Source organism: Mesorhizobium sp. P170090 (assembly GCF_057786115.1).
The window spans coordinates 4386718-4410231 of the sequence record NZ_JBYNWH010000001.1 but is presented as its reverse complement, the minus strand read 5'-3'; the positions used below and the strand labels follow the sequence as shown (position 1 = coordinate 4410231).

The following is a 23514-nucleotide window of genomic DNA, read 5'->3' as shown; positions in this document are numbered from 1 at the left end:
AGAACGATGCTGCAGCCAAAGCGCACAAAGTTCCGCAAGCAGTTCAAGGGCCGTATCCATGGTACCGCAAAGGGCGGCACCAACCTGGATTTCGGTGGTTTCGGGCTGAAGGCGCTGGAGCCGAACCGCGTCACCGCGCGTGAGATCGAGGCGGCCCGCCGCGCGATCACTCGTGAGATGAAGCGTGCCGGCCGCGTGTGGATCCGTATTTTCCCTGATGTGCCGGTGACGTCGAAGCCGACCGAAGTGCGCATGGGCAAGGGCAAGGGCGCTGTCGATTACTGGGCGGCGCGCGTCAAGCCGGGCCGCATCATGTTCGAGATCGACGGCGTCAACGAAGAAACCGCCCGTGAGGCGCTGCGTCTCGGCGCGGCCAAGCTCTCGGTCAGGACGCGCTTCGTACAGCGCATCGCAGAATAAGGACGGGCTGATCATGAAAGCCGAAGACATCCGGACGAAGACCCAGGACCAGCTGACCGACGATCTGGCCAGCCTGAAGAAGGAGCAGTTCAACCTGCGCTTCCAGAAGGCCACCGGCCAGCTCGAGAAGACCGCGCGCGTGCGGCAGGTTCGCAAGGACATTGCGCGTATCAAGACCATCGCTGCGGAAAAGTCCGCGGCCAAGAAGGCTTAAGGACGAAAATCATGCCAAAGCGCATTCTGCAGGGCACTGTCGTCAGCGACAAGAACGAGAAGACGGTAGTCGTCAAGGTCGAACGGCGCTTCACGCATCCCGTGATGAAGAAGACCGTGCGCATGACCAAGAAGTACAAGGCGCACGACGAGAACAACGCCCACAAGGTCGGCGATCAGGTGTTCATCCAGGAATCGAAGCCGATTTCCAAGGACAAGCGCTGGATCGTCGTGTCTTCGGACCAGGCGTAACAAACCGAATTTTGGACAGACCGGGGAGGGGCTTTGAGCCCGTCCCGTTAGAAGAGAAGAAGGCGGCCAGTCATGATTCAGATGCAAACAAACCTCGACGTCGCGGATAATTCCGGCGCCCGTCGTGTCATGTGCATCAAGGTGCTGGGCGGCTCGAAGCGGAAATACGCTTCCGTAGGCGACATCATCGTGGTGTCGATCAAGGAAGCCATTCCGCGCGGCCGCGTTAAGAAGGGCGATGTGATGAAGGCGGTCGTGGTTCGCACGGCCAAGGACATCCGCCGCCCGGACGGCAGCGTGATCCGTTTCGACAAGAACGCGGCCGTTCTCGTCGACAACAAGAAAGAGCCGATCGGCACGCGTATCTTCGGACCGGTTCCGCGCGAACTCCGCGCCAAGAACCACATGAAGATCATCTCGCTCGCGCCTGAAGTGCTGTAAGGAGCCGGACCAATGCAAAAGATTAGAAAAGGCGACAAGGTCGTCGTGCTGGCCGGCAAGGACAAGGGCCGTTCGGGCGAAGTCCTCTCGGTTCAGCCGAAGGAAGACACCGCGCTGGTGCGCGGCGTCAACATGATCCGTCGTCACCAGAAGCAGTCCCAGTCCCAAGAGGGCGGGATCATCACCAAGGAAGCGCCGATCCAGCTGTCGAACATCGCGCTCGCCGACCCCAAGGATGGCAAGCCGACCCGCGTCGGCTTCATCTTCCAGAAGGACGGCAAGAAGGTGCGCGTCGCCAAGCGCTCGGGAGAAGTCATCAATGGCTAAGGCTCAAACCACGAAGCCCAAGGCTGAAAGCAAACAGTCCAAGGCCCAGAACACGCCGCGCCTCAAGCAGGTCTACAACGAGACCATCCGCAAGGCGCTGCAGGAGCAGTTCGGCTACGAGAACGAGATGCAGGTTCCGCGGATCGACAAGATCGTGCTGAACATGGGCGTCGGCGAAGCGACCGCGGATTCGAAGAAGCCTTCGATCGCGGCCGAAGACCTGGCGATGATCGCCGGCCAGAAGGCCGTCGTCACCCGCGCCCGTAATTCGATCGCCGGCTTCAAGGTCCGCGAGAAGATGCCGATCGGCGCCAAGGTCACGCTGCGCAAGGAACGCATGTACGAGTTCCTCGACCGTCTCGTGAACATCGCATTGCCGCGCGTCCGCGACTTTCGCGGACTGAATCCGAAGAGCTTCGATGGCCGTGGCAACTACGCCATGGGCATCAAGGAACACATCGTGTTCCCGGAGATCAACTACGACAAGGTTGATCAGATCTGGGGCATGGACGTCATCGTTTGTACGACTGCGAAGACGGACGACGAAGCCAGGGCATTGCTCAAGGCCTTCAACTTCCCCTTCCGCCAGTAACGGCAGCGAGAAAAGGAAAAATCTGAAATGGCAAAGACCAGCTCAGTCGAGAAGAACAATAGGCGCCGCAAGCTTGCCGACCAGTACGGTCCCAAGCGCGCAGCGCTCAAGGCGATCATCATGGACCAGTCCAAGCCGATGGAAGAGCGTTTCCGCGCTCAGCTGAAGCTTGCTGCCCTGCCGCGCAACTCGGCCAAGATCCGCATCCGCAACCGCTGCGAAGTTACCGGCCGTCCGCGCGCCTATTATCGCAAGCTCAAAGTATCGCGCATCGCGCTTCGTGATCTCGGCAATAATGGCCAGATCCCGGGCCTGGTCAAGTCGAGCTGGTAAGGAGGACATAACATGTCATTGAGCGATCCTCTCGGCGATATGCTGACCCGCATCCGCAACGCGTATGGCCGCAAGAAGTCGAGCGTTTCGACGCCGGCCTCGCGCCTGCGTACCCGCGTCCTCGACGTGCTGAAGGCTGAAGGCTATATCCGCGACTACAGCCAGACCGACTTCGACAACGGCAAGTCCGAAATCGAAATCGAGCTGAAGTATTTCGACGGTGCTCCGGTCGTGCGCGAAATCGCCCGCGTCTCGAAGCCTGGCCGCCGCGTTTACGTCTCGGCCAAGTCGATCCCGCACGTCGCCAACGGCCTCGGCATCGCCATCCTTTCGACGCCGAAGGGCGTGATGGCCGATCACGAAGCACGCGAACAGAATGTCGGCGGCGAAATCCTCTGCCAGATTTTCTAATTCGGCAGACCTGAAACAAGAGAAGTGACGAGGACAACCAAATGTCTCGTATTGGAAAGAAACCCGTTTCGCTGCCGCAGGGCGTGACCGCGACCGTCAACGGCCAGACCGTGACGGCGAAGGGCCCCAAGGGCGAGCTGAAGTTCGTGGTGAACGACGAAGTGCTGGTCAAGATGGAAGGCAGCGAAATCGCTGTCCAGCCGCGCGACCAGACCAAGGCCGCCCGCTCCAAGTGGGGCATGTCGCGCACGCAGATCGTCAACATCCTGCAGGGCGTCAAGGACGGTTTCGAGAAGAAGCTCGAGATTACCGGCGTCGGCTATCGCGCGGCACTCCAGGGCAAGAACCTGCAGCTGGCGCTTGGCTTCAGCCACGACGTCGTTTACGAGACGCCGGCCGGCATCACGATCACTGTGCCGAAGCCGACGGAAATCACCGTGACCGGCATCGACAAGCAGCAGGTCGGCCAGGTTGCAGCCGAGATCCGCGAGTATCGCGGTCCCGAGCCCTACAAGGGCAAGGGTGTCCGCTATGCCGGCGAGAAGATCGTCCGCAAGGAAGGCAAGAAGAAGTAGTAGGCCTGGCCCCGAAAAGTTGCAGACTCTTCGGAAAAGGCCAGGCCAAAGAAGTGCAACGCCGCGGGGAGCAGTCGCGGGAGGCGCTTTCGCCTACCGCACATGGCGGCCCCCGTTTTTTGAAGGCAAGGAAGACTATCATGGCTACCAAGGAATCCATCCAGCGCCGCGCGCAGCGCGTCCGCCGCCAGATCAAAAAGGTCGCCGGCGAACGTCCGCGTCTCTCGGTTCACCGCACGTCGAAGAACATCTACGTGCAGGTCATCGACGACGCCAAGGGCCATACCATCGCGGCTGCATCGACACTCGAGAAGGACCTCAAGGGTTCGCTCAAGACCGGCGCCGACACCGAGGCAGCAGCCGCTGTTGGCAAGCTGATCGCCGAGCGCGCTTCGAAGGCCGGCGTTAAGGAAGTCGTCTTCGACCGCGGCGCCTATATCTATCACGGCCGCGTCAAGGCGCTGGCCGAGGCTGCCCGTGAAGGCGGTCTGAGCTTCTAATTGCCTGATCCCGAACCGAAGGTCAGCGCAGCAAAAAGTTGCAGACTTTTCGGTCAAGATCATGCAAGGAAAAATAATTCGCCCCCGGTGACCCAAAGAGGCGCACCGGATCTTATCAGCAACCGTGCTTCCGGAAAAGAACAAGGAACAGGATATGGCACAGGAACGTAGGGATGGCGGCCGCGGCCGCGATCGTGAAGAACGCGATGACGGCATGGTGGACAAGCTCGTCCACATCAACCGCGTCGCCAAGGTCGTCAAGGGCGGCCGTCGCTTCGGTTTTGCAGCACTCGTCGTCGTCGGCGACCAGAAGGGCCGTGTCGGCTTCGGTCACGGCAAGGCGCGCGAAGTGCCGGAAGCGATCCGCAAGGCAACCGAGTCGGCCAAGCGCGACATGATTTTCGTGCCGCTGCGCTCGGGCCGCACGCTGCACCACGACGTCGAAGGACGCTGGGGCGCCGGACGCGTGCTGCTGCGCGCTGCCAAGCAGGGTACCGGCATCATCGCCGGCGGCCCGATGCGCGCTGTCTTCGAGACGCTCGGCATGCATGACGTGGTCGCCAAGTCGATGGGTTCGTCGAACCCCTACAACATGGTTCGTGCCACATTCGACGCGCTGAAGAGCCAGATGCATCCCAAGGATGTGGCTGCTGCGCGCGGCATCAAATATTCGACCCTTCAGGCCCGCCGCGGCACCGCCGTTGCGGCTGAAGAATAGTCGATCTGACCAGGGATTTTGACCATGGCCAAGAAAGCAACCAAGACCATCACCGTTGAGCAGATCGGTTCGCCGATCCGCCGCCCGAAGGAACAGCGCGCAACGCTGGTCGGCCTCGGCCTCAACAAGATGCACAAGCAGCGCACGCTGGAGGACACTCCCTCGGTGCGCGGCATGATCGCTGCCGTCCAGCATCTCGTCCGCGTCGTGGACGAGGGCTGAGCAAAAGCGCAGGAGAACCCAGATGAAACTCAACGATCTGCGTGACAAGGACGGCGCGACGCACTCCAAGAAGCGTCTCGGCCGTGGCATAGGCTCCGGCTCGGGCAAGACCGGCGGTCGCGGCGTCAAGGGCCAGAAGGCGCGCTCCGGCGTTGCCATCAACGGCTTCGAGGGCGGCCAGATGCCGCTCTATCGGCGCCTGCCGAAGCGTGGCTTCAATAACATCTTCGCCAAGAGCTTTGTCGTCGTGTCGCTGGCTCGTATCCAGACGGCGCTCGATGCCAAGAAGCTCGACGCCAAGGCGACCGTGACGGCCGAGGCACTCGTTGCCGCCGGCGTCATCCGCCGCGTCAAGGACGGCGTGCGCATCCTCTCGGACGGCGAGCTCAAGGCAAAGCTTGCCTTCGACGTCGCCGGCGCCTCCAAGGCCGCGATCGAGAAGATCGAAAAGGCCGGCGGTTCGGTCAAGCTGCCGGAAGCGGCAGCGGAGTAACAGCAATTTGAAGCGCGGTCGGCAGGAACGGTATCCGTTTTTGTTCACGATTGCGCTTTGATCCGATCAATTAGGCGGCCGCGTCAACGCGGCCGCTTGCATGTTTAGAGCCCGGAGCTTATCTCGTGAGCTTCGGTGCCACGCGCCGCCTGAGCTGCGGGCATCGAGCGTGACGTACAAATCAAAGAAGTAGCGTATGACGTTGTCCGAAAACCGCTTCACACTTTTCGGCATCATGCTCTAGCGGAGAATCAGGCATGGCTTCGGCTGCTGAACAACTAGCCTCGAATCTGAATTTTGCGGCTTTCGCCAAGGCGGAGGACCTGAAGAAGCGAATCTGGTTCACCGTCGGCGCGCTGCTCGTCTATCGCCTCGGCACCTATATCCCGCTGCCCGGCATCAATCCGGATGCATTCGCGCAGGCCTTCTCTTCGCAGGCCAAGGGCGTGCTCGGCATGTTCAACATGTTCGCCGGCGGCGCCGTGCAGCGCATGGCGATCTTCGCGCTCGGCATCATGCCTTACATCTCAGCCTCCATCATCATGCAGCTGATGACCTCGGTCATTCCGTCGCTGGAAGCGCTGAAAAAGGAAGGAGAGCAGGGCCGCAAGGTCATCAACCAGTACACGCGCTACGGCACGGTACTCCTGGCGCTGGTGCAGGCCTACGGCATTTCGGTGGGCCTGGAAGGAGGCAACGGCATCGTCAACGATCCCGGCATGTTCTTCCGCATCTCGACCGTCGTCACGCTGGTTGGCGGCACCATGTTCCTGATGTGGCTGGGCGAGCAGATCACCGCCCGCGGCATCGGCAACGGCATTTCGCTGATCATTTTCTCCGGCATCGTCGCCGGCCTGCCGCGCGCCATCTCCGGCACGCTGGAGCTCGGCCGCACCGGCGCTCTATCGACCGGGCTGATACTCGCGATCATCGTGCTGGCCATAATCGTCATCGCGCTGATCGTGTTCTTCGAGCGCGCGCAGCGCCGCCTGCTGATCCAGTATCCGAAGCGCCAGGTCGGCAACCGCATGTTCCAGGGCGATACCTCGCATCTGCCGCTGAAGCTCAACACGTCGGGCGTCATTCCGCCGATCTTCGCGTCGTCGCTGCTTTTGCTGCCGGCAACGGTCGCCGGCTTCTCGCAGACGACAAACCTGCCGGCCTGGGCAAGCACCGTGCTCGCTTCGCTCGGCCACGGCCAGCCGCTCTACATGCTGTTCTATGCGGCAATGATCGTGTTCTTCGCCTTCTTCTACACGGCCATCGTGTTCAATCCGAAGGACACCGCCGACCAGCTCAAGAAGCATTCCGGCTTCATTCCGGGCTACCGTCCGGGTGAGCGCACTGCCGATTACATCGACTATGTCCTGACGCGCATCACCGTCGTCGGCGCCATCTATCTGGTGCTGGTGTGCCTGCTGCCCGAGTTCCTGATTTCGGCGACTGGCGTACCATTCTACCTCGGTGGCACATCGCTTCTGATCGTGGTCAGTGTAACCCTCGATACGGTGGCGCAGATCCAGGGTCACCTGATCGCGCACCAGTATGAGGGCCTGATCAAGAAGTCGAAGCTGCGCGGGGGGAAGAAGGCCAGATGAGATTGATATTGCTTGGGCCGCCAGGAGCGGGCAAGGGGACGCAAGCACAAAGACTGGTAGAAAAATACGGCATACCGCAGCTGTCGACGGGCGACATGCTGCGGGCCGCCGTACAGGCCGGCACTGAAGTCGGCAAGCGCGCCAAGGCGGTGATGGATGCCGGCGAGCTGGTTTCCGACGCCATTGTCAACGCCATCGTGGCCGAGCGCATCGACCAGCCCGATTGCACCAACGGTTTCATCCTCGACGGATATCCGCGCACGCTGGTGCAGGCTGATGCGGTTGAATCGATGCTCGCCGAGCGCGCCATTGGCCTCGATGCCGTGATCGAGTTCGTCGTCGACGACAAAGCGTTGGTCGGCCGCATCGTCAAGCGCGCCGACGACGCCAAGGCCGCCGGACAGCCGGTGCGCAAGGACGACAATCCGGTGGTGTTCGAAGAGCGCCTGCGGGAATATTACAAGAAGACGGCGCCGCTGATCGGCTATTATTACGCCAAACGCTCGCTTAGGAGTGTCGACGGCATGGCCCCTGTCGACACCGTGACGGCGGAGATTGAAGCGCTGCTCGCGGCGGTGACGCGGGAGACCGTTACGGTAAAGTAAAGATTGCGCTTGACTGGAACGGTTCGCTGGGTTATGGCGGCCCGTCTTCCTATCAGGCATGAGGCTTGCTTGTCCGCAAGGGCAAGGCAGCCGCATTGAAACCAGGGAACTCCCGCAAGGGCCGGCCTCCACCGGACGCGGGGTAATTTGAACAGCGCCGCGCATGCCTTGTTTTGAAGGCCGGCCGGTCCCATATGGAGCAGAGAAGAATATGGCTCGTATAGCCGGCGTCAACATTCCTACCAACAAGCGCGTCGTCATTGCGCTTCAGTACATTCACGGCATTGGCAAGAAGTTCGCCCAGGAGATCGTCGACAAGGTCGGCATCCCGGCCGAGCGCCGCGTCAACCAGCTGACCGACGCGGAAGTGCTGCAGATCCGCGAGACCATCGACCGCGACTACCAGGTCGAAGGCGACCTGCGCCGCGAAGTGTCGATGAACATCAAGCGTCTCATGGACCTTGGCTGCTACCGCGGTCTGCGTCACCGCCGTTCGCTGCCGGTTCGCGGCCAGCGCACGCACACCAATGCACGCACCCGCAAGGGCCCGGCCAAGTCGATCGCCGGCAAGAAGAAGTAAGTGAGCGATAGCGAGTGGCTATTAGCGAGTAGGGGTTCCCTATTCGCTGGTCCCTGCTCACTACTCGCTTTCAAAGGTGGAGCCGCTGGCATTACGGCGGTGTAGAGATCAACTGAAAGGACTATCATGGCCAAGGAAGCCGCTCGTGTTCGCCGTCGCGAACGCAAGAACATCTCGTCGGGCGTTGCCCACGTCAATTCGACCTTCAACAACACGATGATCACCATCACCGACGCGCAGGGCAATTCCATTGCCTGGTCGTCGGCCGGTGCCCAGGGCTTCAAGGGTTCGCGCAAGTCGACCCCGTTTGCCGCCCAGATGGCTGCCGAAGACGTCGCCAAGAAGGCCCAGGAACACGGCATGCGCATGCTCGAAGTCGAGGTCTGCGGACCCGGCTCCGGTCGTGAATTGGCGCTTCGCGCCCTGCAGGCTGCCGGCTTCACCATCACCTCGATCCGTGATGTGACGCCGATCCCGCACAATGGCTGCCGCCCGCGCAAGAAGCGCCGCGTCTAAGACATTACCGAACGCCGCGTGAGCGCCTCAAGGCGCTCCTCCACGGCACTCCAGGTCGCCCGCCACGATTGGATGGTGGCGGGTCAACGGAAGGAAAGCATCATGATCCAGAAAAATTGGCAGGAACTGATCAAGCCGAACAAGATCGAGTTCTCGTCGAAGAAGAAGACGCTGACCACGCTGGTCGCCGAGCCGCTCGAGCGCGGCTTCGGCCTGACGCTCGGCAACGCGCTGCGCCGCGTGCTTTTGTCTTCGCTGCGCGGTGCGGCTGTCACCGCCGTGCAGATCGACGGCGTTCTGCATGAATTCTCGTCGATTGCCGGCGTGCGTGAGGACGTGACCGACATCGTCCTCAACATCAAGGAAATCGCCATCCGCATGGAAGGCGATGGTCCCAAGCGCATGGTCGTTCGCAAGCAGGGCCCGGGTGCGGTTCTGGCTGGCGACATCCAGACGGTTGGCGACGTCGAGATCCTCAACCCGGACCACGTCATCTGCACGCTGGACGAGGGCGCTGAAATCCGCATGGAATTCACCGTCGACACCGGCAAGGGTTACGTGCCGGCCGACCGCAACCGCGCCGAAGACGCGCCGATCGGCCTGATCCCGGTCGACAGCCTGTATTCGCCGGTCAAGAAGGTCTCCTACAAGGTCGAAAATACCCGCGAGGGCCAGGTTCTCGACTATGACAAGCTGACCATGACCATCGAGACCGACGGTTCGATCTCGGGCGAGGACGCGGTGGCATTCGCTGCCCGCATCCTGCAGGACCAGCTTGGCCTGTTCGTCAATTTCGACGAGCCGCAGAAGGAAGTCGCCACCGAAGCCGTCACAGAGCTCGCCTTCAACCCGGCGCTGCTCAAGAAGGTCGACGAACTCGAGCTTTCGGTGCGTTCGGCCAACTGCCTGAAGAACGACAACATCGTCTACATCGGCGATCTCATCCAGAAGACCGAAGCCGAGATGCTGCGCACCCCGAACTTCGGCCGCAAGTCGCTGAACGAGATCAAGGAAGTGCTCGCGGCGATGGGCCTGCACCTCGGCATGGAAGTGCCGGACTGGCCGCCGGAAAACATCGAAGACCTCGCCAAGCGTTACGAAGACCAATATTGAGCATGAATTTCCAAGGATCGGCGGCGTGAGCCGCTCGATCCGACGGTCATGCGGAAAACCATCAGAGGCCACGGCCTCTTGAACAACTGAAGAAGGAAAAGAGCCATGCGCCACGGTTTTAAAGGCCGCCGCTTCGCCCGAAGCATTAGCCATCGCAAGTCGATGTTCGCCAACCTCGCCGTGTCGCTGCTCGAGCACGAACAGATCGTCACCACCCTGCCGAAGGCGAAGGATCTGCGTCCGATCGTCGAGAAGCTGGTGACGCTCGGCAAGCGCGGCGACCTCCATGCGCGCCGCCAGGTGATTGCCCAGATCGGCAATGAAGGCGTCGTCAAGCGTCTGTTCGACACGATCGCGCCGCGCTACGCCACCCGCAATGGCGGCTATCTGCGCATCATGAAGGCCGGCTTCCGCCACGGCGACAATGCCGCCATGGCAGTCATCGAGTTCGTCGATCGCGACACCTCGGCCAAGGGCGCCGGCGACCGCGCCCGCATCGAGGCCGAAGGCACCGACGAGGAAGCCGCTGCCGCATAAGGCTCGGTTTTTCAGGAATGACTTCAAGGGGCCCTTCGGGCCCCTTTTTTGCATTGTCGCGAGGGCATGCTTCGCCAGGCTTTTTTGCCTGCCGGCCAAGTGCTTTTGCACGACAATCGCCGCATTTCAGTGCATTAGCCTTTCATTCTGCACAATCGTCGGGACAATGCCCCCGAACTTGCCTTGGAGGATTCGCGAATGCGCGCCAACCGACTGTCTCTTGTTCTGCTCTTCGCCATGATGGCGTTCGCAGCCGCGCCGACAGTCAGGCAGGCTCTGGCCGAGGACGCCGCCAAGCCAGCCGATCCGGGGCTCTCCGATGTGCTGACCGACCTCCTGCATGGCGTCGAAGGCGAGAACGGCACCTCCGGTCCCGACAAGCGCGTGCCGTTCGGCCGCGAAGAGGTACAGCTGTCGTTTGCGCCCCTGGTCAAGCAGACGGCGCCGGCGGTGGTCAATGTCTATGCTTCGCAGACGGCCAAGGTCACGTCGCCCTTCGACGGCGATCCTTTCTTCGAGGAATTCTTCGGCCGCGCGCAGCCGCGCGCGCAATCATCGCTCGGCTCGGGCGTGCTGGTCGATCCAAGCGGCGTCGTCGTCACCAATTTCCACGTGATCAAGGATGCCGACGAGGTCAAGGTCGCGACCGCCGACGGGCGCGAATTCACCTCGAAGGTCATGCTCAAGGACGAGACGCTTGACCTCGCCGTGCTCAAGATCAACTCCGACAAGCCCTTTCCGGTGATCGCCATCGGCGATTCCGACGCGCTCGAGGTCGGCGACCTGGTGCTGGCCATCGGCAATCCGTTCGGCGTCGGCCAGACCACCACCAGCGGCATCGTGTCGGCGCTTGCCCGCAGCCATATCGGCGTTTCGGATTCGGGCTACTTCATCCAGACCGACGCCGCCATCAATCCCGGCAATTCCGGCGGCGCGCTGATCAACATGGGCGGCCAGCTGGTCGGCATCAACACCGCCATCTACAGCCGCAGCGGCGGCTCGATCGGCATCGGCTTTGCCATCCCGGCCAACATGGTGCGCGCCTTCGCCGACGCGGCCAAGGCCGGGCTCGATTTCTTCGAGCGGCCCTATATAGGCGCCGAGTTCGAAGCGGTCACACCGCAGATCGCCGAATCGCTTGGCATGGAGAAGCCGACCGGCGCGCTGGTGTCGTCGGTCGAGGAAGCCGGACCGGCGGCCAAGGCAGGGCTGAAGCCCGGCGACGTCGTGCTGCAGCTCAATGGCACGACCGTCGAAGGCATCGAGGCGCTGGACTACCGCATGGCGACCCTGTCGATCGGCACCAAGGCGACCTTCGCCATCCTGAGCAAGGGCCAGCAGGCGACGATGGAGATTGCACTGGAGCGCGCGCCGGAAGGCGCCAAGGCGTCGGAAGTGACGCTGCATGGCCGCAGCCCATTCTCCGGCGCCAAGGTCGCGGAACTGTCGCCCAGGCTCGCCCAGCGGCTTGGCCTGCGCACCGACCTCAAGGGCGTCACCGTGGTCGACATCAACCGCGATTCGCCGGCTGCCGATTTCGGCTTCCAGCCCGGCGACATCGTGCGCGAGGTGAACGGCACCACCGTCGATACGGCGGCGACACTGGCGCAGCTTGCCCAGCAGGATACGCGCTGGTGGCGCTTTACCGTCGAGCGCGGCGGGCAGATACTGCGCCAGGTGTTGCGTTACTGAGGCGATCTTCCCATTTCTGAGGATCGTGCTCCAACCAGAAGACCTAGATGGCCGATCTGTTCAGCGTCGATGAACCGGAAAGAGCGCCGCCCGGCCGGCCTTTGGCCGATCGGCTGCGCCCGAAAAACCTTGGCGAGGTCGTCGGCCAGGAGCATCTGACCGGCCCCGACGGCGCACTGACGCGGCTCATCAACTCCGGTTCGCTCGGCTCGATGATTTTCTGGGGGCCACCCGGCACCGGCAAGACTACCGTTGCGCGGCTGCTGGCCGGCGAGACCCGTCTTGCTTTCGAGCAGATATCGGCGGTGTTTTCCGGCGTCGCCGACCTGAAGAAAGTGTTCGAAGCAGCGAAGCTGCGCCGCCCCAATGGCCGCCAGACGCTGCTGTTCGTCGACGAGATCCATCGCTTCAACCGTGCCCAGCAGGACTCTTTCCTCCCGGTCATGGAGGATGGAACAGTTGTTCTGGTCGGCGCCACCACCGAAAATCCATCGTTCGAGCTGAACGCGGCGCTTCTGTCGCGCGCGCGGGTACTGGTGTTTCACTCGCTGGGCGAGGAGAGCATCGCCAAGCTGATGACGCGCGCGGAGGAGACAGAGGGCAGGGCGCTGCCGCTCGACGAAGAGGCGCGGGCGATGCTCATCCGCATGAGCGATGGTGACGGCCGGGCCTCGCTGACGCTGGCCGAGGAAGTCTGGCGCGCCGCCAAACCCGGCGAGGTTTTTGATCCCGAAGGGTTGCAGCGCATCGTCCAGCGCCGCGCGCCGATTTACGACAAGGGCCAGGACGGCCACTACAATCTGATCTCGGCGCTGCACAAATCGGTGCGCGGGTCCGATCCCGACGCGGCGCTCTACTATCTCGCCCGCATGTTCGACGCCGGCGAGGATCCGCTCTATCTCGGCCGCCGGCTGGTGCGCATGGCGATGGAGGATATCGGGCTCGCCGACCCGCAGGCGCTGGTCGTGGCCAACGCCGCCAAGGACGCATACGACTACCTCGGCTCGCCCGAAGGCGAACTGGCCTTCGCCGAGGCCACCGTCTATCTCGCCACCGCGCCCAAATCCAACGCCGTCTATACCGCCTTCAAGGCAGCCACGCGGGCGGCGAAGGAGTTCGGTTCGCTGCTGCCGCCCAAGCACATCCTCAACGCGCCGACCAAGCTGATGAAAGAGGAGGATTACGGCGCCGGCTACCGCTACGATCACGACCAGCCCGATGCCTTTTCCGGCCAGGACTATTTCCCCGAAAAGATGGGCCGGCAGACCTTTTACGATCCGCCCGAACGCGGCTTCGAGCGCGATATCAAGAAACGGCTGGACTATTGGGCAAAGCTGCGCAGCGAGCGGGAAAAATAGGCGCGCGGGACAAACGGGACGAACTCGGCCTGCCCGCGATGAACTGAAATTCTGTCCCCGCCAGTCACAGCAGTGTGATTGTACCGCATGACAAAAAGCCCTATCACGTCGCATGACTCGGCCGGGAGGCTGCCAGGACGGGCGATAATTCGGAACGGGGACAGCGCGCCGCGCGAACAGAAATGACAAAATCCCTTCGCAAAACGCTTCGCCAGGCTGTGATTGCTGTCCCGCTGCTCGCGCTCGGCTTCTATTTCATTCCGATCCTGACCACGATCTGGATCGTCTGCGGCCTGATCGATGTGCTGCGCAACGCCAGCAAGGATCTGTCGCTGTTGCGCGGCTATTTCCTCGGCAATGGCATCTTCACCTGGCTGCTGTCGCCCTTCAATCTGCTGGTGGACCTCGTTTGCTACCGCAACCCGGGTGTGTGGAAGCTGGAGCAGTTTCCTGCCGATTATCAGCGCGAGGTCAACGAGGTTCTTGACGTCTTCAAGGCGCGCAAGGACGAGATCATCGCCGATATCGACGCCAATTTCGGCACCGGTCGTCGCGGCATGTATGTCTATCAGTGGTACGGCAAGCACCGGATCGACAATGTCGCGGAATTCAACAAGGATTTCAAATACATCAAGACCATTGCCGTGTCTGTCTTCAGAGGCAAGGAATCGACTTCCTGGCATTTCGGACCGCTGCGGCTCAGCCTGCGCATCCTCTACAATCTCTTGCCGGTGAAGGCAGAGGTTTTCGTCGAATGCAACGGCGCGAGGAATTACTGGCACGACAACCCGCTCTATATTTTCGACGACACGCTGCTGCACCGCTCGGTCAACGAGTATGACGGACGCCGCTACTGCGTGTTCATGGACATCATCCGCCCGTCGCCGTTCCCCGGCTTCATCGCCGGACTTCTGGCCATCGTTTCGGTAACCGTCGAGCGCATCAATTCCATGTTCTACAAGAACTGGAAGATGATCGGCTCGAGCAAGGCAAAGAAGGTCGAGACGACCTGAGGCGTTGGCCTGAAGGGATTGACCGCACTGCCTTGGCCGGGCAGTAAACGGGCATGTTCAATCTGCTTCTTGTTGTGGTCGGCGGCGGCATCGGCGCCGGCATCCGCCACCTGACCAACATCGGCGCCTTGCGCCTCGTCGGCCCCAACTACCCCTGGGGGACGATGGCGATCAACATCGTCGGCTCCTTTGCCATGGGGCTGTTCGTCGCCGCGCTGATGCGGCGCGGCGGTTCCAATGAGCTCCGGCTGTTCGTCGCCACCGGCGTCCTTGGCGGCTTCACCACCTTCTCCGCCTTTTCGCTCGATTTCGCGACCCTATGGGAGCGCGGAGCGACGCTGCCGGCGTTGGGATATGCGCTGGCCAGCGTCGTTGGCGCCATTATTGCCCTGTTTCTGGGACTTTGGCTCGCAAGAACCGTTTCATAGTGTTATTGCCCCGACCTGGAGCACGCCGCATCCTTTGGACGCGCTGCAGAAACTTTGATCTTGCGCATGATCCTTTCCGAAGGCCGGAGTAGATTTTCGGGGTCACGCGTTAGAAACGGATAAAGCGAAAATCATGGCAGGCGTAGAACAGATCACGGTGGAGGCCGGCGAGGCGGGCATGCGGCTCGATCGCTGGTTCAAGACCCATTTCCCCGGCCTCGGCTTTGGCCATCTGCAGAAGTTGCTGCGCTCGGGCCAGATCCGCGTCGATGGCAGCCGGGTCAAGGCCGACAGCCGTGTCGAGCCCGGCCAGGTGGTGCGTGTGCCGCCGCTCGAGGTCGACAAGAAGGGCGAGAGTGCGCTTACGGGTTACTCGATCCGCAACCAGGGCGACGCCGATGTGCTGGCCAAGATGCTGATCCACGAAGATCCAAAAGTCTTCGTCTTCAACAAGCCGGCGGGCCTGGCGGTGCAAGGCGGCTCGGGCGTCACCCGCAATGTCGACGACATGCTGGAGGCCTGGCGCAGCCAGAAGGGCGAGAAGCCGCGCCTGGTGCACCGGCTCGACCGCGACACGTCGGGCGTGCTGGTGGTTGCCCGCACCAGGCTTGCGGCGATGAAGCTTTCCGAGTCATTCCGGGCGCGCGAGACCAAGAAGACCTATTGGGCGCTGGTCAAGGGCGTCCCGCCCAAGCGTGAGGACAAGATCTCGACCTGGCTGATCAAGGAGCCGACCGAGGACGGCGACCGCGTGCGCGTGGCAGCCCATGGCGAAAAGGGCGCCGACCACGCCGTGTCCTACTATCGCATCATCGAGCAGGCGGCCCAGACGATGACCTGGCTGGAAATGGAGCCGTACACTGGCCGCACCCACCAGCTGCGCGTTCATGCCGCCTATATCGGCTGCCCGATCCTTGGCGACCCCAAATATTTCGAGGCCGACACCAACTGGGACTTTCCGGGCGGCATTCAGAACCGCCTGCATCTGCATGCGCGCCGCATCGTCATTCCGCACCCGGACAAGGGCGTCATCGACGTCACCGCGCCGATGCCGCCGCATATGCGCCAGAGCTGGAACCTGATCGGCTTCGACGACGCCAGCGCGGAGGACTGACATTGGCCGTCGCCTCGGCATTGGATCGCCGCGATGCGGTCGATCTGGCGGCTGCTTCCATCATGGTCGGGTTGACCTTTTCCTGGGGGCTGAACTACGTCGCCGCCAAGATCTCCTATGCCGGCTTCGATCCGGTTTTCGTCTCGATCGCACGTTCGATCATCGGCGGGCTCTGTGTGCTCGGCTGGTGCTGGCTGCGCGGCATCAGGCTGTTTAAGGCCGACGGGTCGCTTGTCGCCGGCATCATCGTCGGCGTGCTGTTCGGCGTCGAGTTCCTGTGCCTCTATATCGGGCTGGAATACACGACCGTTGCCCGCAACACACTGCTGGTCAACACCATGCCGTTCTGGGTCCTGATCGGCGGCCATTTCCTGCTCGGTGAGCGTATCAACGCGCGCAAGCTTGGCGGGCTCGTGCTTGCCTTCTGTGGCCTTGTGGCGGTGTTTTCCGACGGGATTGCCGGCGGCACCGACGTGACCTTGATGGGCGATCTGCTCAGCCTCGGCTCGGGCATCCTGTGGGCGGCGACCAGCATCGTCATCAAGCGTTCGAAACTGGTCGAGACCAGTGCCGAGAAATTGCTGCTTTATCAGCTGGCCGGTGCGGCCATTGTCGGTGTCCTGGTTCTGCCTTTCGCCGGCCCGCCGATCCGCGCGGTCAGTGCCTTGCCGACATTGGCGCTGCTGTTCCAGTCGCTCTATATAGTTGCCTTCACCTATGTGCTGTGGTTCTGGCTGCTCAGGCGCTATCCGGCATCGGGCCTGTCGAGCTTCGCCTTCCTGTCGCCGGTGTTCGGCGTCCTCTGCGGCGCTATCATTCTTGGCGAGGCGCCAACGACCAGGATCTTTGTGGCGCTTGGGCTGATCGCAGTCGGCCTGATCATCGTCAACCGGCCGGCGCGCAAGCAGGTACCTGGATAGAAAGTTCGACCATGCGTGACATCCTCAACGACCTCGAAGCGGGAAAGCATCTGTCCGATCCGGATCCGGTCCGCCGCGCCCAGATCCAGATGAAGACGCACCTGCCGAAGCGCTTCTACAAGGACGTGTCGGTCGTAGCTGTGGAGGACGGTTTTGTCGTCCACCTCGATGGCAAGCCGGTGCGCACGCCGGGCAAGGCGCTGCTGGCGCTGCCGACCGAAAAGGCCGCCGCCCTGGTCGCCAATGAGTTCGCTGCACAGGGCGAGACCATCGACCCGGTCACGATGCCGGTGCTGCGTCTGGTCAACACCGCCATCGACGGCGTCGCCAGCGACCCGCAGGCGGTGCTGGAGGACGTCTTGCGCTTCGCCTCGTCCGATCTGACCTGCTACCGCGCCGACGCGCCACAGAGGCTGGTCGAGCGGCAGAACCAGCATTGGGATCCGGTGATCGACTGGGCGAGAGCGACATTAGGGGCTCGGTTCAATCTCGCCGAGGGCATCATCCATGTCGAGCAGCCGCGCGAGAGCATCGCAGTGCTCGGCGCTCATCTTGCCCAGCGTGCCGAGCCGCTGCGGCTGGCCGCAATCCATGTCATGACTTCGCTGACCGGGTCGGCGCTGCTGGCGCTGGCGGTCGATTACGGCGCGCTCGATGGCGACGCGGCTTGGGCCGCCGGCCATGTCGACGAGGACTGGCAGATCGAGCATTGGGGCCAGGATGCCGAGGCTGTCGCACGCCGCTCGGCCCGCAAACGCGACATGATGGCGGCCGTCGGCCTGCTCGATGCGCTGAAGACCTGATCCTCGGCCTTTGCCGCACTGCACCTAATACCAAAGTCATAAATCCAAGGTCTGTCTGCCTCCAGCGGTCGCTTTCTGTCATTTTTTACGCTGATGGCTGGTTCGAGTCGCGTTCAGAGGGAACGCCGACGATGACGCCCAGCGTCGAAGGCAGACGATTCACGGGAGGACAGTTCAATGGCATTGGCATCGACCGCCGGCGGAGCCAGCCGCGGCATGACACGAGAGGAGAAGAAGGTCATCTTCGCCTCCTCGCTGGGCGCGGTTTTCGAATGGTATGATTTCTATCTCTACGGAGCGTTGGCCGGCGCGATCGGCTTGACCTTCTTCAACTCGTTTCCCGAAAGCACCCGCTACATCTTCACGCTGCTGGTCTTCGCCGCCGGCTTCATCGTGCGCCCGTTCGGCGCGCTGGTGTTCGGCCGCATCGGCGATCTCGTCGGCCGCAAATACACATTCCTTGTCACCATCATGATCATGGGTCTGTCGACTTTCCTTGTCGGCCTGCTTCCGGGTTCAGAGACACTGGGCATTCTGGCGCCGATCCTGTTGATCGCGCTGCGCATGCTGCAGGGCCTGGCGCTTGGCGGCGAGTACGGCGGCGCCGCGACCTATGTCGCGGAACATGCGCCGGACGACCGTCGCGGCTTCTACACCTCATGGATCCAGACGACGGCGACGCTCGGCCTTTTCCTGTCGCTGATTGTCATCCTGCTGGTGCAGAATTCCGTAAGCAAGGACGCCTTCAACGCCTGGGGATGGCGCATTCCGTTCCTGGTCTCGGCTATCCTGCTCGGCATTTCGGTCTGGATCCGGCTGTCGCTTTCGGAATCGCCGACCTTCCTGCGCATGAAGGAAGAGGGCAAGAGTTCCAAGGCGCCGCTGTCGGAAGCCTTCGGCCAGTGGAAAAACGCCAAGATCGCCATCCTGGCGCTGTTCGGCCTCACCGCCGGTCAGGCCGTGGTATGGTACAATGGCCAGTTCTATGCACTGTTCTTCCTGGCCAATGTGCTCAAGGTCGACGCGCAGTCGGTCAACATCATGATCGCCATTGCGCTGGCACTCGGCACGGGCTTCTTCGTCTTCTTCGGCTGGCTGTCCGACAAGATCGGCCGCAAGCCGATCATCATGGCCGGCCTTGCGCTGGCGGTCGTCACCACCTTCCCGCTGTTCAAGGCGTTGACCTGGGCCGCCAATCCGGCGCTCGCCACAGCACAGCAGAACACGCGCGCCACAGTGACGGCGGCTCCGGGAGACTGCAACTTCCAGTTCAATCCGACCGGCACGCGCGTACCGGTCAGTTCGTGCGATATCGCGACCGATTTCCTTGCCAAGAACTCGGTGCCTTACGACATCGTCTCGACGGCGGCGGCGGGGACCCCGGCGAGTGCCATGATCGGCAGCGAAACCGTGGCGTCTTATGATGCCAAGGCCGCGGGCGACAAGAAGGCTGCCAGCGACGCTGCCTTCAAGAAGGGTATCAACCTCGCGCTTCAGGGTGGCGGTTATCCGCTGAAGCGTGCTGCCGCCAAGGTTGCCGACCAGAAGCTCGACGCCTTTGTCGCGGCCAATCCTGAACTGAAGCTCGATGCGGCAGCCATCCGCGCCGGCGAAAAGACCGCGGTCCCGACCGAACAGGCCATCAAGGACAAGGTGCTGACCAAGGATGAGGCCGCGGGCGCCACCGAGGTGACCGTGTACAGCGTTCCGGCAGCGGGCGCGTTCGCGATGTTTGCCGACCCCGCACAGGTCAACTGGGCAAAGGTCATCGGCATCCTGTTCATCCTGGTCCTCTACGTGACCATGGTCTACGGGCCGATCGCGGCGATCCTGGTCGAGATGTTCCCGACACGCATCCGCTACAGCGGCATGTCACTGCCCTATCACATCGGCAATGGCTGGTTCGGCGGCCTGCTGCCCGCGATCGTGTTCGCGTTCAGCGCCTACAAGGGCGATATCTATTACGGCCTTTGGTATCCGGTGGTGATCGCGGCGGTGACGCTGATCATCGGCATGATCTTCGTCAGGGATACGCTCGGCACCGACCTGCATACCAAGCAGTAGCCGACGGCTCTGTATCAAGCAAAAAACCCGGCGCGAGCGATCGCGCCGGGTTTTTGATTTGTGGGCCTGTTCGATCTATCAGCGCGGAAGACGCCTAGCTCTTGCGAGGCTGTTCGGCCTCCGCAATGGCGGCCTCATGATACCAGGCCTCGCCATGGGCAAGCGGGTGATCGCGCAGCGAAGCAAGCTCTGCCGCAAACTTGGCCTTTACGCCTAAATTTGAGGCACCCGCACGCGCTGCCACCGGGAACATCAGGATTTTGGCCGACGGACGGGCTGAGGTGATTTCCATGGTCGGTCTCCTTTCTTCTGGAGAGGCTCTTCGATTCATCTTTCCATCAAGGTAGGTCCTGCAATCCTTTTAGGCAAGATGCCTAAAGAAAGATCGGCATTTGCCTGTTATTTAAGCAAATTCTGCCTTTGATTGATCCGGGCGCATTGCTTAGGCGGCTTGCCATCACCGGCGGGATGAAAGGGCATTTTTGCCGCACCCTGACCAACTGAAGTGGCACACGATTTGCATTTTATCGACCGGCAGCTGGGCTGCTGGATGGCTCGGCGCGCCGGCGTCATCCAGGTTCGGTGATCAAGCAACGAGAGGCTCTAGAATGACGAAATACAAGCTCGAGTATATCTGGCTCGATGGTTACACGCCGGTCCCCAATCTTCGCGGCAAGACCCAGATCAAGGAGTTCGCCGAGTTCCCGACGCTCGAGCAGCTGCCGCTGTGGGGCTTCGACGGTTCTTCGACGCAGCAGGCCGAAGGCCACAGCTCCGACTGCGTGCTGAAGCCGGTCGCCGTATTCCCGGACCCGGCCCGCAGCAATGGCGTGCTGGTGATGTGCGAAGTGATGATGCCAGATGGCGTGACGCCGCATGTGTCCAACAAGCGCGCCACCATCCTCGACGACGAGGGCGCCTGGTTCGGCTTCGAGCAGGAGTATTTCTTCTACAAGGACGGCCGTCCGCTCGGCTTCCCCGAGAGCGGCTATCCGGCGCCGCAGGGCCCGTACTACACCGGCGTCGGCTATTCGAATGTCGGCCCGATCGCGCGCCAGATCGTCGAGGAGCATCTCGACCTCTGCCTCGCAGCAGGCATCAACCATGAAGGCATCAACGCCGAAGTGGCCAAGGGCCAGTGGGAATTCCAGATTTTCGGCAAGGGCTCCAAGAAGGCCGCCGACCAGATGTGGATGGCCCGCTATCTCTTGCAGCGCCTGACCGAAAAGTACGAGATCGACATCGAGTATCACTGCAAGCCGCTCGGCGACACCGACTGGAACGGCTCGGGCATGCACGCCAACTTCTCGACCGCCTATATGCGCGAAGTCGGCGGCAAGGCCTATTTCGAAGCGCTGATGGCTCAATTCGACAAGAACCTGATGGACCACATCGCCGTCTACGGCCCGGACAATGACAAGCGCCTGACCGGCAAGCATGAGACCGCTCCGTGGAACCGCTTCAGCTACGGCATCGCCGACCGAGGCGCCTCGATCCGCGTGCCGCATTCCTTCGTCAACAATGACTACAGGGGCTACCTGGAAGACCGCCGCCCGAATTCGCAAGGCGACCCCTACCAGATCGCTTCGCAGATCCTGAAGACCATCGCGGAGGTTTCGACCAGCGCCCAGGTTTCGGCGGCCGCCTAAGCATCTATAGCGGCGCAGGCTTCGTAAGCCTGCGCCGTAGCCTGCTGCTACCACGTCTACAGTCTGCTATTGGTCAAACAAAAACCCCGGCGTCTGAACTGACGCCGGGGTTTTTCCTTGTCGCTGAGGTTATCGTTCAGACCGAATAGTACATGTCGTATTCGACCGGATGCGGGGTCATTTCGAAGCGCATCACTTCGGCCATCTTGAGCTCGATGTAAGAGTCGATCTGGTCGTCGTCGAAGACGCCGCCGGCTTTCAGGAAGCCGCGGTCCTTGTCCAAGCTTTGCAGCGCTTCGCGCAGCGAACCGCAGACGGTCGGGATCTTCTTCAGTTCCTTCGGCGGCAGGTCGTAGAGATCCTTGTCCATCGGCTGTCCCGGGTGGATCTTGTTCTTGATGCCGTCGAGGCCGGCCATGAGCATGGCGGCGAAAGCGAGGTAGGGGTTCGCGCCCGGATCGGGGAAGCGGACCTCGACGCGCTTGGCTTTCGGGGACGAGCCGAACGGAATGCGGCAGGAGGCCGAACGGTTGCGCGCGGAGTAGGCGAGCAGCACCGGGGCTTCATAGCCAGGCACAAGGCGCTTGTAGGAGTTGGTCAGCGGGTTGGTGAAGGCGTTGATCGCCTTGGCGTGCTTGATGATGCCGCCGATGTAGAACAGGCACGACTCCGACAGGCCGGCATATTCATTGCCGGCGAAGGTCGGCTTGCCGTTCTTCCAGATCGACTGGTGGACGTGCATGCCCGAGCCGTTGTCGCCGAAAATCGGCTTCGGCATGAAGGTGGCCGTCTTGCCATAGGCGTTGGCGACCTGGTGCACGACATATTTATAGATCAGCATCTTGTCGGCGTTGCGGACCAGCGTGTCGAACTTGATGCCGAGCTCGTGCTGGGCAGCGGCAACCTCGTGATGGTGCTTTTCGACGCGCACGCCCATTTCGGCGAGCACGGTCAGCATTTCGGAGCGCATGTCCTGCGCGCTGTCGATCGGCGGCACAGGGAAGTAGCCGCCCTTGACGCGCGGGCGGTGGCCGAGATTGCCGGTCTCGTAGTCGGTGTCGTCGTTGGACGGCAGTTCGGTCGAGTCCAGCTTGAACCCGGTGTTGTAGGGATCGGCCTTGTACTTGACGTCGTCGAAGACGAAGAACTCGGCTTCGGGGCCGACATAGATGGTGTCGCCGATGCCTTCGGCCTTCATGTAGGCCTCGGCCTTCTTGGCGGTGCCGCGCGGGTCGCGGTTGTAGGATTCGCCGGATACCGGATCGAGAATGTCGCACAGGATGACCATGGTCGACTGGGCGAAGAACGGATCCATGTGGACGGTGTCCGCATCGGGCATCAGCACCATGTCGGACTCGTTGATCGCCTTCCAGCCGGCGATCGAGGAGCCGTCGAACATGACGCCGTCGGCGAACATGTCTTCCTCGACCTCGATGACATCCATCGTCACGTGCTGCAGCTTGCCCTTCGGATCGGTGAAGCGCAGGTCGACGAATTTCACGTCGTTGTCCTTGATCTGCTTCATGATGTCTTTGGCTGTCGTCATGTCGTTTCTTCCCTGTGTGATGACGTTTCGAGGAGACGTTAATCTGAAATCAGAAAGCTCAGACGGCGTCCATCCCCGTTTCGCCGGTACGGATGCGAACGACCTCCTCGATGTTGGAGACGAAGATCTTGCCGTCGCCGATGCGGCCGGTCTGCGCCGCTTTGCGGATGGCTTCGATGGCGCCTTCGACGGCGTCGTCGCCCAGCACGACTTCGATCTTCACCTTGGGCAGGAAGTCGACGACATATTCGGCGCCGCGATAGAGTTCGGTATGGCCTTTCTGGCGGCCAAAGCCCTTAGCCTCGGTCACGGTAATGCCTTGCAGACCGGCCTCCTGAAGCGCTTCCTTCACTTCGTCTAGCTTGAACGGCTTGATGATCGCTTCGATCTTTTTCATGTAAAAAGTGGCCTCCACTGCCAAAAAAACGGGTTGTGCGCCCCGCTTGCGCCTCCATCAAGCACGAACTGTGCCAATTTCAGC

At 61.9% G+C, this 23514-nt stretch carries 31 protein-coding genes; 28 read left to right on the top strand and 3 right to left on the bottom strand.

The features are described from left to right. The first annotated feature begins 6 nt into the window (after positions 1–6). The 27 genes from rplP (at position 7) to AC3EML_RS21280 (ending at position 19838) form a co-directional block, all read left to right on the top strand. Complete coding sequence (rplP, locus tag AC3EML_RS21410; RefSeq protein WP_006205460.1) at positions 7–420, top strand: 50S ribosomal protein L16; 414 nt, start codon at positions 7–9, stop codon at positions 418–420. A gap of 13 nt (positions 421–433) precedes the next feature. After that, positions 434–634: a 50S ribosomal protein L29 gene (gene rpmC, locus AC3EML_RS21405; protein WP_006205459.1), complete on the top strand. Its 201-nt coding sequence runs from the start codon at positions 434–436 to the stop codon at positions 632–634. A gap of 11 nt (positions 635–645) precedes the next feature. Beyond that, complete coding sequence (rpsQ, locus tag AC3EML_RS21400; RefSeq protein ID WP_010909280.1) at positions 646–885, top strand: 30S ribosomal protein S17; 240 nt, start codon at positions 646–648, stop codon at positions 883–885. Between the two features lie 72 nt (positions 886–957). After that, positions 958–1326: a 50S ribosomal protein L14 gene (gene rplN, locus AC3EML_RS21395; RefSeq protein WP_006205457.1), complete on the top strand. Its 369-nt coding sequence runs from the start codon at positions 958–960 to the stop codon at positions 1324–1326. A 12-nt stretch (positions 1327–1338) separates the two neighbouring features. Then, the gene (rplX, locus tag AC3EML_RS21390; protein WP_013531428.1) at positions 1339–1653 is read left to right on the top strand and encodes a 50S ribosomal protein L24; all 315 of its coding nucleotides are present in this window, start codon (positions 1339–1341) and stop codon (positions 1651–1653) included. Further along, complete coding sequence (gene rplE, locus AC3EML_RS21385) at positions 1646–2245, top strand: 50S ribosomal protein L5 (RefSeq protein ID WP_023672755.1); 600 nt, start codon at positions 1646–1648, stop codon at positions 2243–2245. Before rplX ends, rplE begins: the two co-directional genes overlap by 8 nt. Positions 2246–2272: 27 nt before the next feature. Further along, complete coding sequence (gene rpsN, locus AC3EML_RS21380) at positions 2273–2578, top strand: 30S ribosomal protein S14 (RefSeq protein ID WP_010909282.1); 306 nt, start codon at positions 2273–2275, stop codon at positions 2576–2578. 12 nt (positions 2579–2590) lie between these two features. Continuing rightward, on the top strand, positions 2591–2989 hold the full coding sequence (gene rpsH, locus AC3EML_RS21375) for a 30S ribosomal protein S8 (RefSeq protein WP_006205453.1): 399 nt from the start codon (positions 2591–2593) through the stop codon (positions 2987–2989). A gap of 41 nt (positions 2990–3030) precedes the next feature. Then, positions 3031–3564 (top strand): 50S ribosomal protein L6, encoded by a 534-nt coding sequence (rplF, locus tag AC3EML_RS21370; protein WP_023688413.1) that lies wholly within the window; start codon positions 3031–3033, stop codon positions 3562–3564. A gap of 140 nt (positions 3565–3704) precedes the next feature. Continuing rightward, entirely contained in the window at positions 3705–4064 is a 360-nt protein-coding gene (gene rplR, locus AC3EML_RS21365) for a 50S ribosomal protein L18 (RefSeq protein ID WP_023682602.1), read from the top strand. A 154-nt stretch (positions 4065–4218) separates the two neighbouring features. Then, complete coding sequence (gene rpsE, locus AC3EML_RS21360) at positions 4219–4782, top strand: 30S ribosomal protein S5 (RefSeq protein ID WP_006333394.1); 564 nt, start codon at positions 4219–4221, stop codon at positions 4780–4782. Between the two features lie 24 nt (positions 4783–4806). Next, positions 4807–5004, top strand: coding sequence for a 50S ribosomal protein L30 (gene rpmD / locus AC3EML_RS21355; protein ID WP_006205449.1), 198 nt, complete (start codon positions 4807–4809; stop codon positions 5002–5004). 22 nt (positions 5005–5026) lie between these two features. Continuing rightward, positions 5027–5497 carry a 50S ribosomal protein L15 gene (rplO, locus tag AC3EML_RS21350; RefSeq protein WP_023672760.1) on the top strand — a complete coding sequence of 157 codons (471 nt, stop codon included), beginning with the start codon at positions 5027–5029 and terminating at the stop codon, positions 5495–5497. 257 nt (positions 5498–5754) lie between these two features. Next, positions 5755–7095, top strand: coding sequence for a preprotein translocase subunit SecY (gene secY / locus AC3EML_RS21345; protein WP_023672761.1), 1341 nt, complete (start codon positions 5755–5757; stop codon positions 7093–7095). Further along, complete coding sequence (locus AC3EML_RS21340; protein ID WP_352520393.1) at positions 7092–7700, top strand: adenylate kinase; 609 nt, start codon at positions 7092–7094, stop codon at positions 7698–7700. Before secY ends, AC3EML_RS21340 begins: the two co-directional genes overlap by 4 nt. A gap of 211 nt (positions 7701–7911) precedes the next feature. Continuing rightward, positions 7912–8280 carry a 30S ribosomal protein S13 gene (gene rpsM / locus AC3EML_RS21335; RefSeq protein WP_006205445.1) on the top strand — a complete coding sequence of 123 codons (369 nt, stop codon included), beginning with the start codon at positions 7912–7914 and terminating at the stop codon, positions 8278–8280. A 126-nt stretch (positions 8281–8406) separates the two neighbouring features. Then, entirely contained in the window at positions 8407–8796 is a 390-nt protein-coding gene (gene rpsK, locus AC3EML_RS21330) for a 30S ribosomal protein S11 (RefSeq protein ID WP_488494674.1), read from the top strand. Between the two features lie 102 nt (positions 8797–8898). Next, entirely contained in the window at positions 8899–9909 is a 1011-nt protein-coding gene (locus AC3EML_RS21325) for a DNA-directed RNA polymerase subunit alpha (RefSeq protein WP_023682599.1), read from the top strand. A 105-nt stretch (positions 9910–10014) separates the two neighbouring features. Then, on the top strand, positions 10015–10446 hold the full coding sequence (gene rplQ, locus AC3EML_RS21320) for a 50S ribosomal protein L17 (protein ID WP_023682598.1): 432 nt from the start codon (positions 10015–10017) through the stop codon (positions 10444–10446). Positions 10447–10644: 198 nt separating this feature from the next. Continuing rightward, positions 10645–12138: a DegQ family serine endoprotease gene (locus AC3EML_RS21315; protein WP_023672765.1), complete on the top strand. Its 1494-nt coding sequence runs from the start codon at positions 10645–10647 to the stop codon at positions 12136–12138. Positions 12139–12185: 47 nt separating this feature from the next. After that, the gene (locus AC3EML_RS21310) at positions 12186–13496 is read left to right on the top strand and encodes a replication-associated recombination protein A (protein ID WP_352520392.1); all 1311 of its coding nucleotides are present in this window, start codon (positions 12186–12188) and stop codon (positions 13494–13496) included. A gap of 182 nt (positions 13497–13678) precedes the next feature. After that, the gene (locus AC3EML_RS21305; RefSeq protein ID WP_023682594.1) at positions 13679–14509 is read left to right on the top strand and encodes an aspartyl/asparaginyl beta-hydroxylase domain-containing protein; all 831 of its coding nucleotides are present in this window, start codon (positions 13679–13681) and stop codon (positions 14507–14509) included. Positions 14510–14562: 53 nt separating this feature from the next. Continuing rightward, positions 14563–14937, top strand: a complete 375-nt coding sequence (gene crcB, locus AC3EML_RS21300; protein ID WP_023698806.1) for a fluoride efflux transporter CrcB — start codon at positions 14563–14565, stop codon at positions 14935–14937. A 133-nt stretch (positions 14938–15070) separates the two neighbouring features. After that, positions 15071–16051 (top strand): RluA family pseudouridine synthase, encoded by a 981-nt coding sequence (locus AC3EML_RS21295; RefSeq protein WP_023691252.1) that lies wholly within the window; start codon positions 15071–15073, stop codon positions 16049–16051. Between the two features lie 62 nt (positions 16052–16113). Continuing rightward, positions 16114–16971, top strand: coding sequence for a DMT family transporter (locus AC3EML_RS21290; RefSeq protein WP_081727411.1), 858 nt, complete (start codon positions 16114–16116; stop codon positions 16969–16971). An 11-nt stretch (positions 16972–16982) separates the two neighbouring features. Next, positions 16983–17774: an ATP12 family chaperone protein gene (locus AC3EML_RS21285; RefSeq protein ID WP_352520391.1), complete on the top strand. Its 792-nt coding sequence runs from the start codon at positions 16983–16985 to the stop codon at positions 17772–17774. Between the two features lie 177 nt (positions 17775–17951). Beyond that, positions 17952–19838, top strand: a complete 1887-nt coding sequence (locus AC3EML_RS21280; protein ID WP_352520390.1) for an MFS transporter — start codon at positions 17952–17954, stop codon at positions 19836–19838. Between the two features lie 94 nt (positions 19839–19932). Here AC3EML_RS21280 and AC3EML_RS21275 read toward each other — a convergent pair whose 3' ends face one another. Then, on the bottom strand, positions 19933–20130 hold the full coding sequence (locus AC3EML_RS21275) for a DUF2735 domain-containing protein (RefSeq protein ID WP_023682589.1): 198 nt from the start codon (positions 20128–20130) through the stop codon (positions 19933–19935). A gap of 316 nt (positions 20131–20446) precedes the next feature. Here AC3EML_RS21275 and AC3EML_RS21270 point away from each other — a divergent pair, with 316 nt between their 5' ends. Then, entirely contained in the window at positions 20447–21487 is a 1041-nt protein-coding gene (locus AC3EML_RS21270; RefSeq protein WP_023755199.1) for a glutamine synthetase beta-grasp domain-containing protein, read from the top strand. Positions 21488–21623: 136 nt separating this feature from the next. On the opposite strand, the gene glnA is transcribed toward AC3EML_RS21270, so the two are convergent. Then, positions 21624–23033, bottom strand: a complete 1410-nt coding sequence (glnA, locus tag AC3EML_RS21265; RefSeq protein WP_023672775.1) for a type I glutamate--ammonia ligase — start codon at positions 23031–23033, stop codon at positions 21624–21626. 58 nt (positions 23034–23091) lie between these two features. Continuing rightward, complete coding sequence (locus AC3EML_RS21260; RefSeq protein ID WP_006205430.1) at positions 23092–23430, bottom strand: P-II family nitrogen regulator; 339 nt, start codon at positions 23428–23430, stop codon at positions 23092–23094. Positions 23431–23514: the final 84 nt, after the last annotated feature.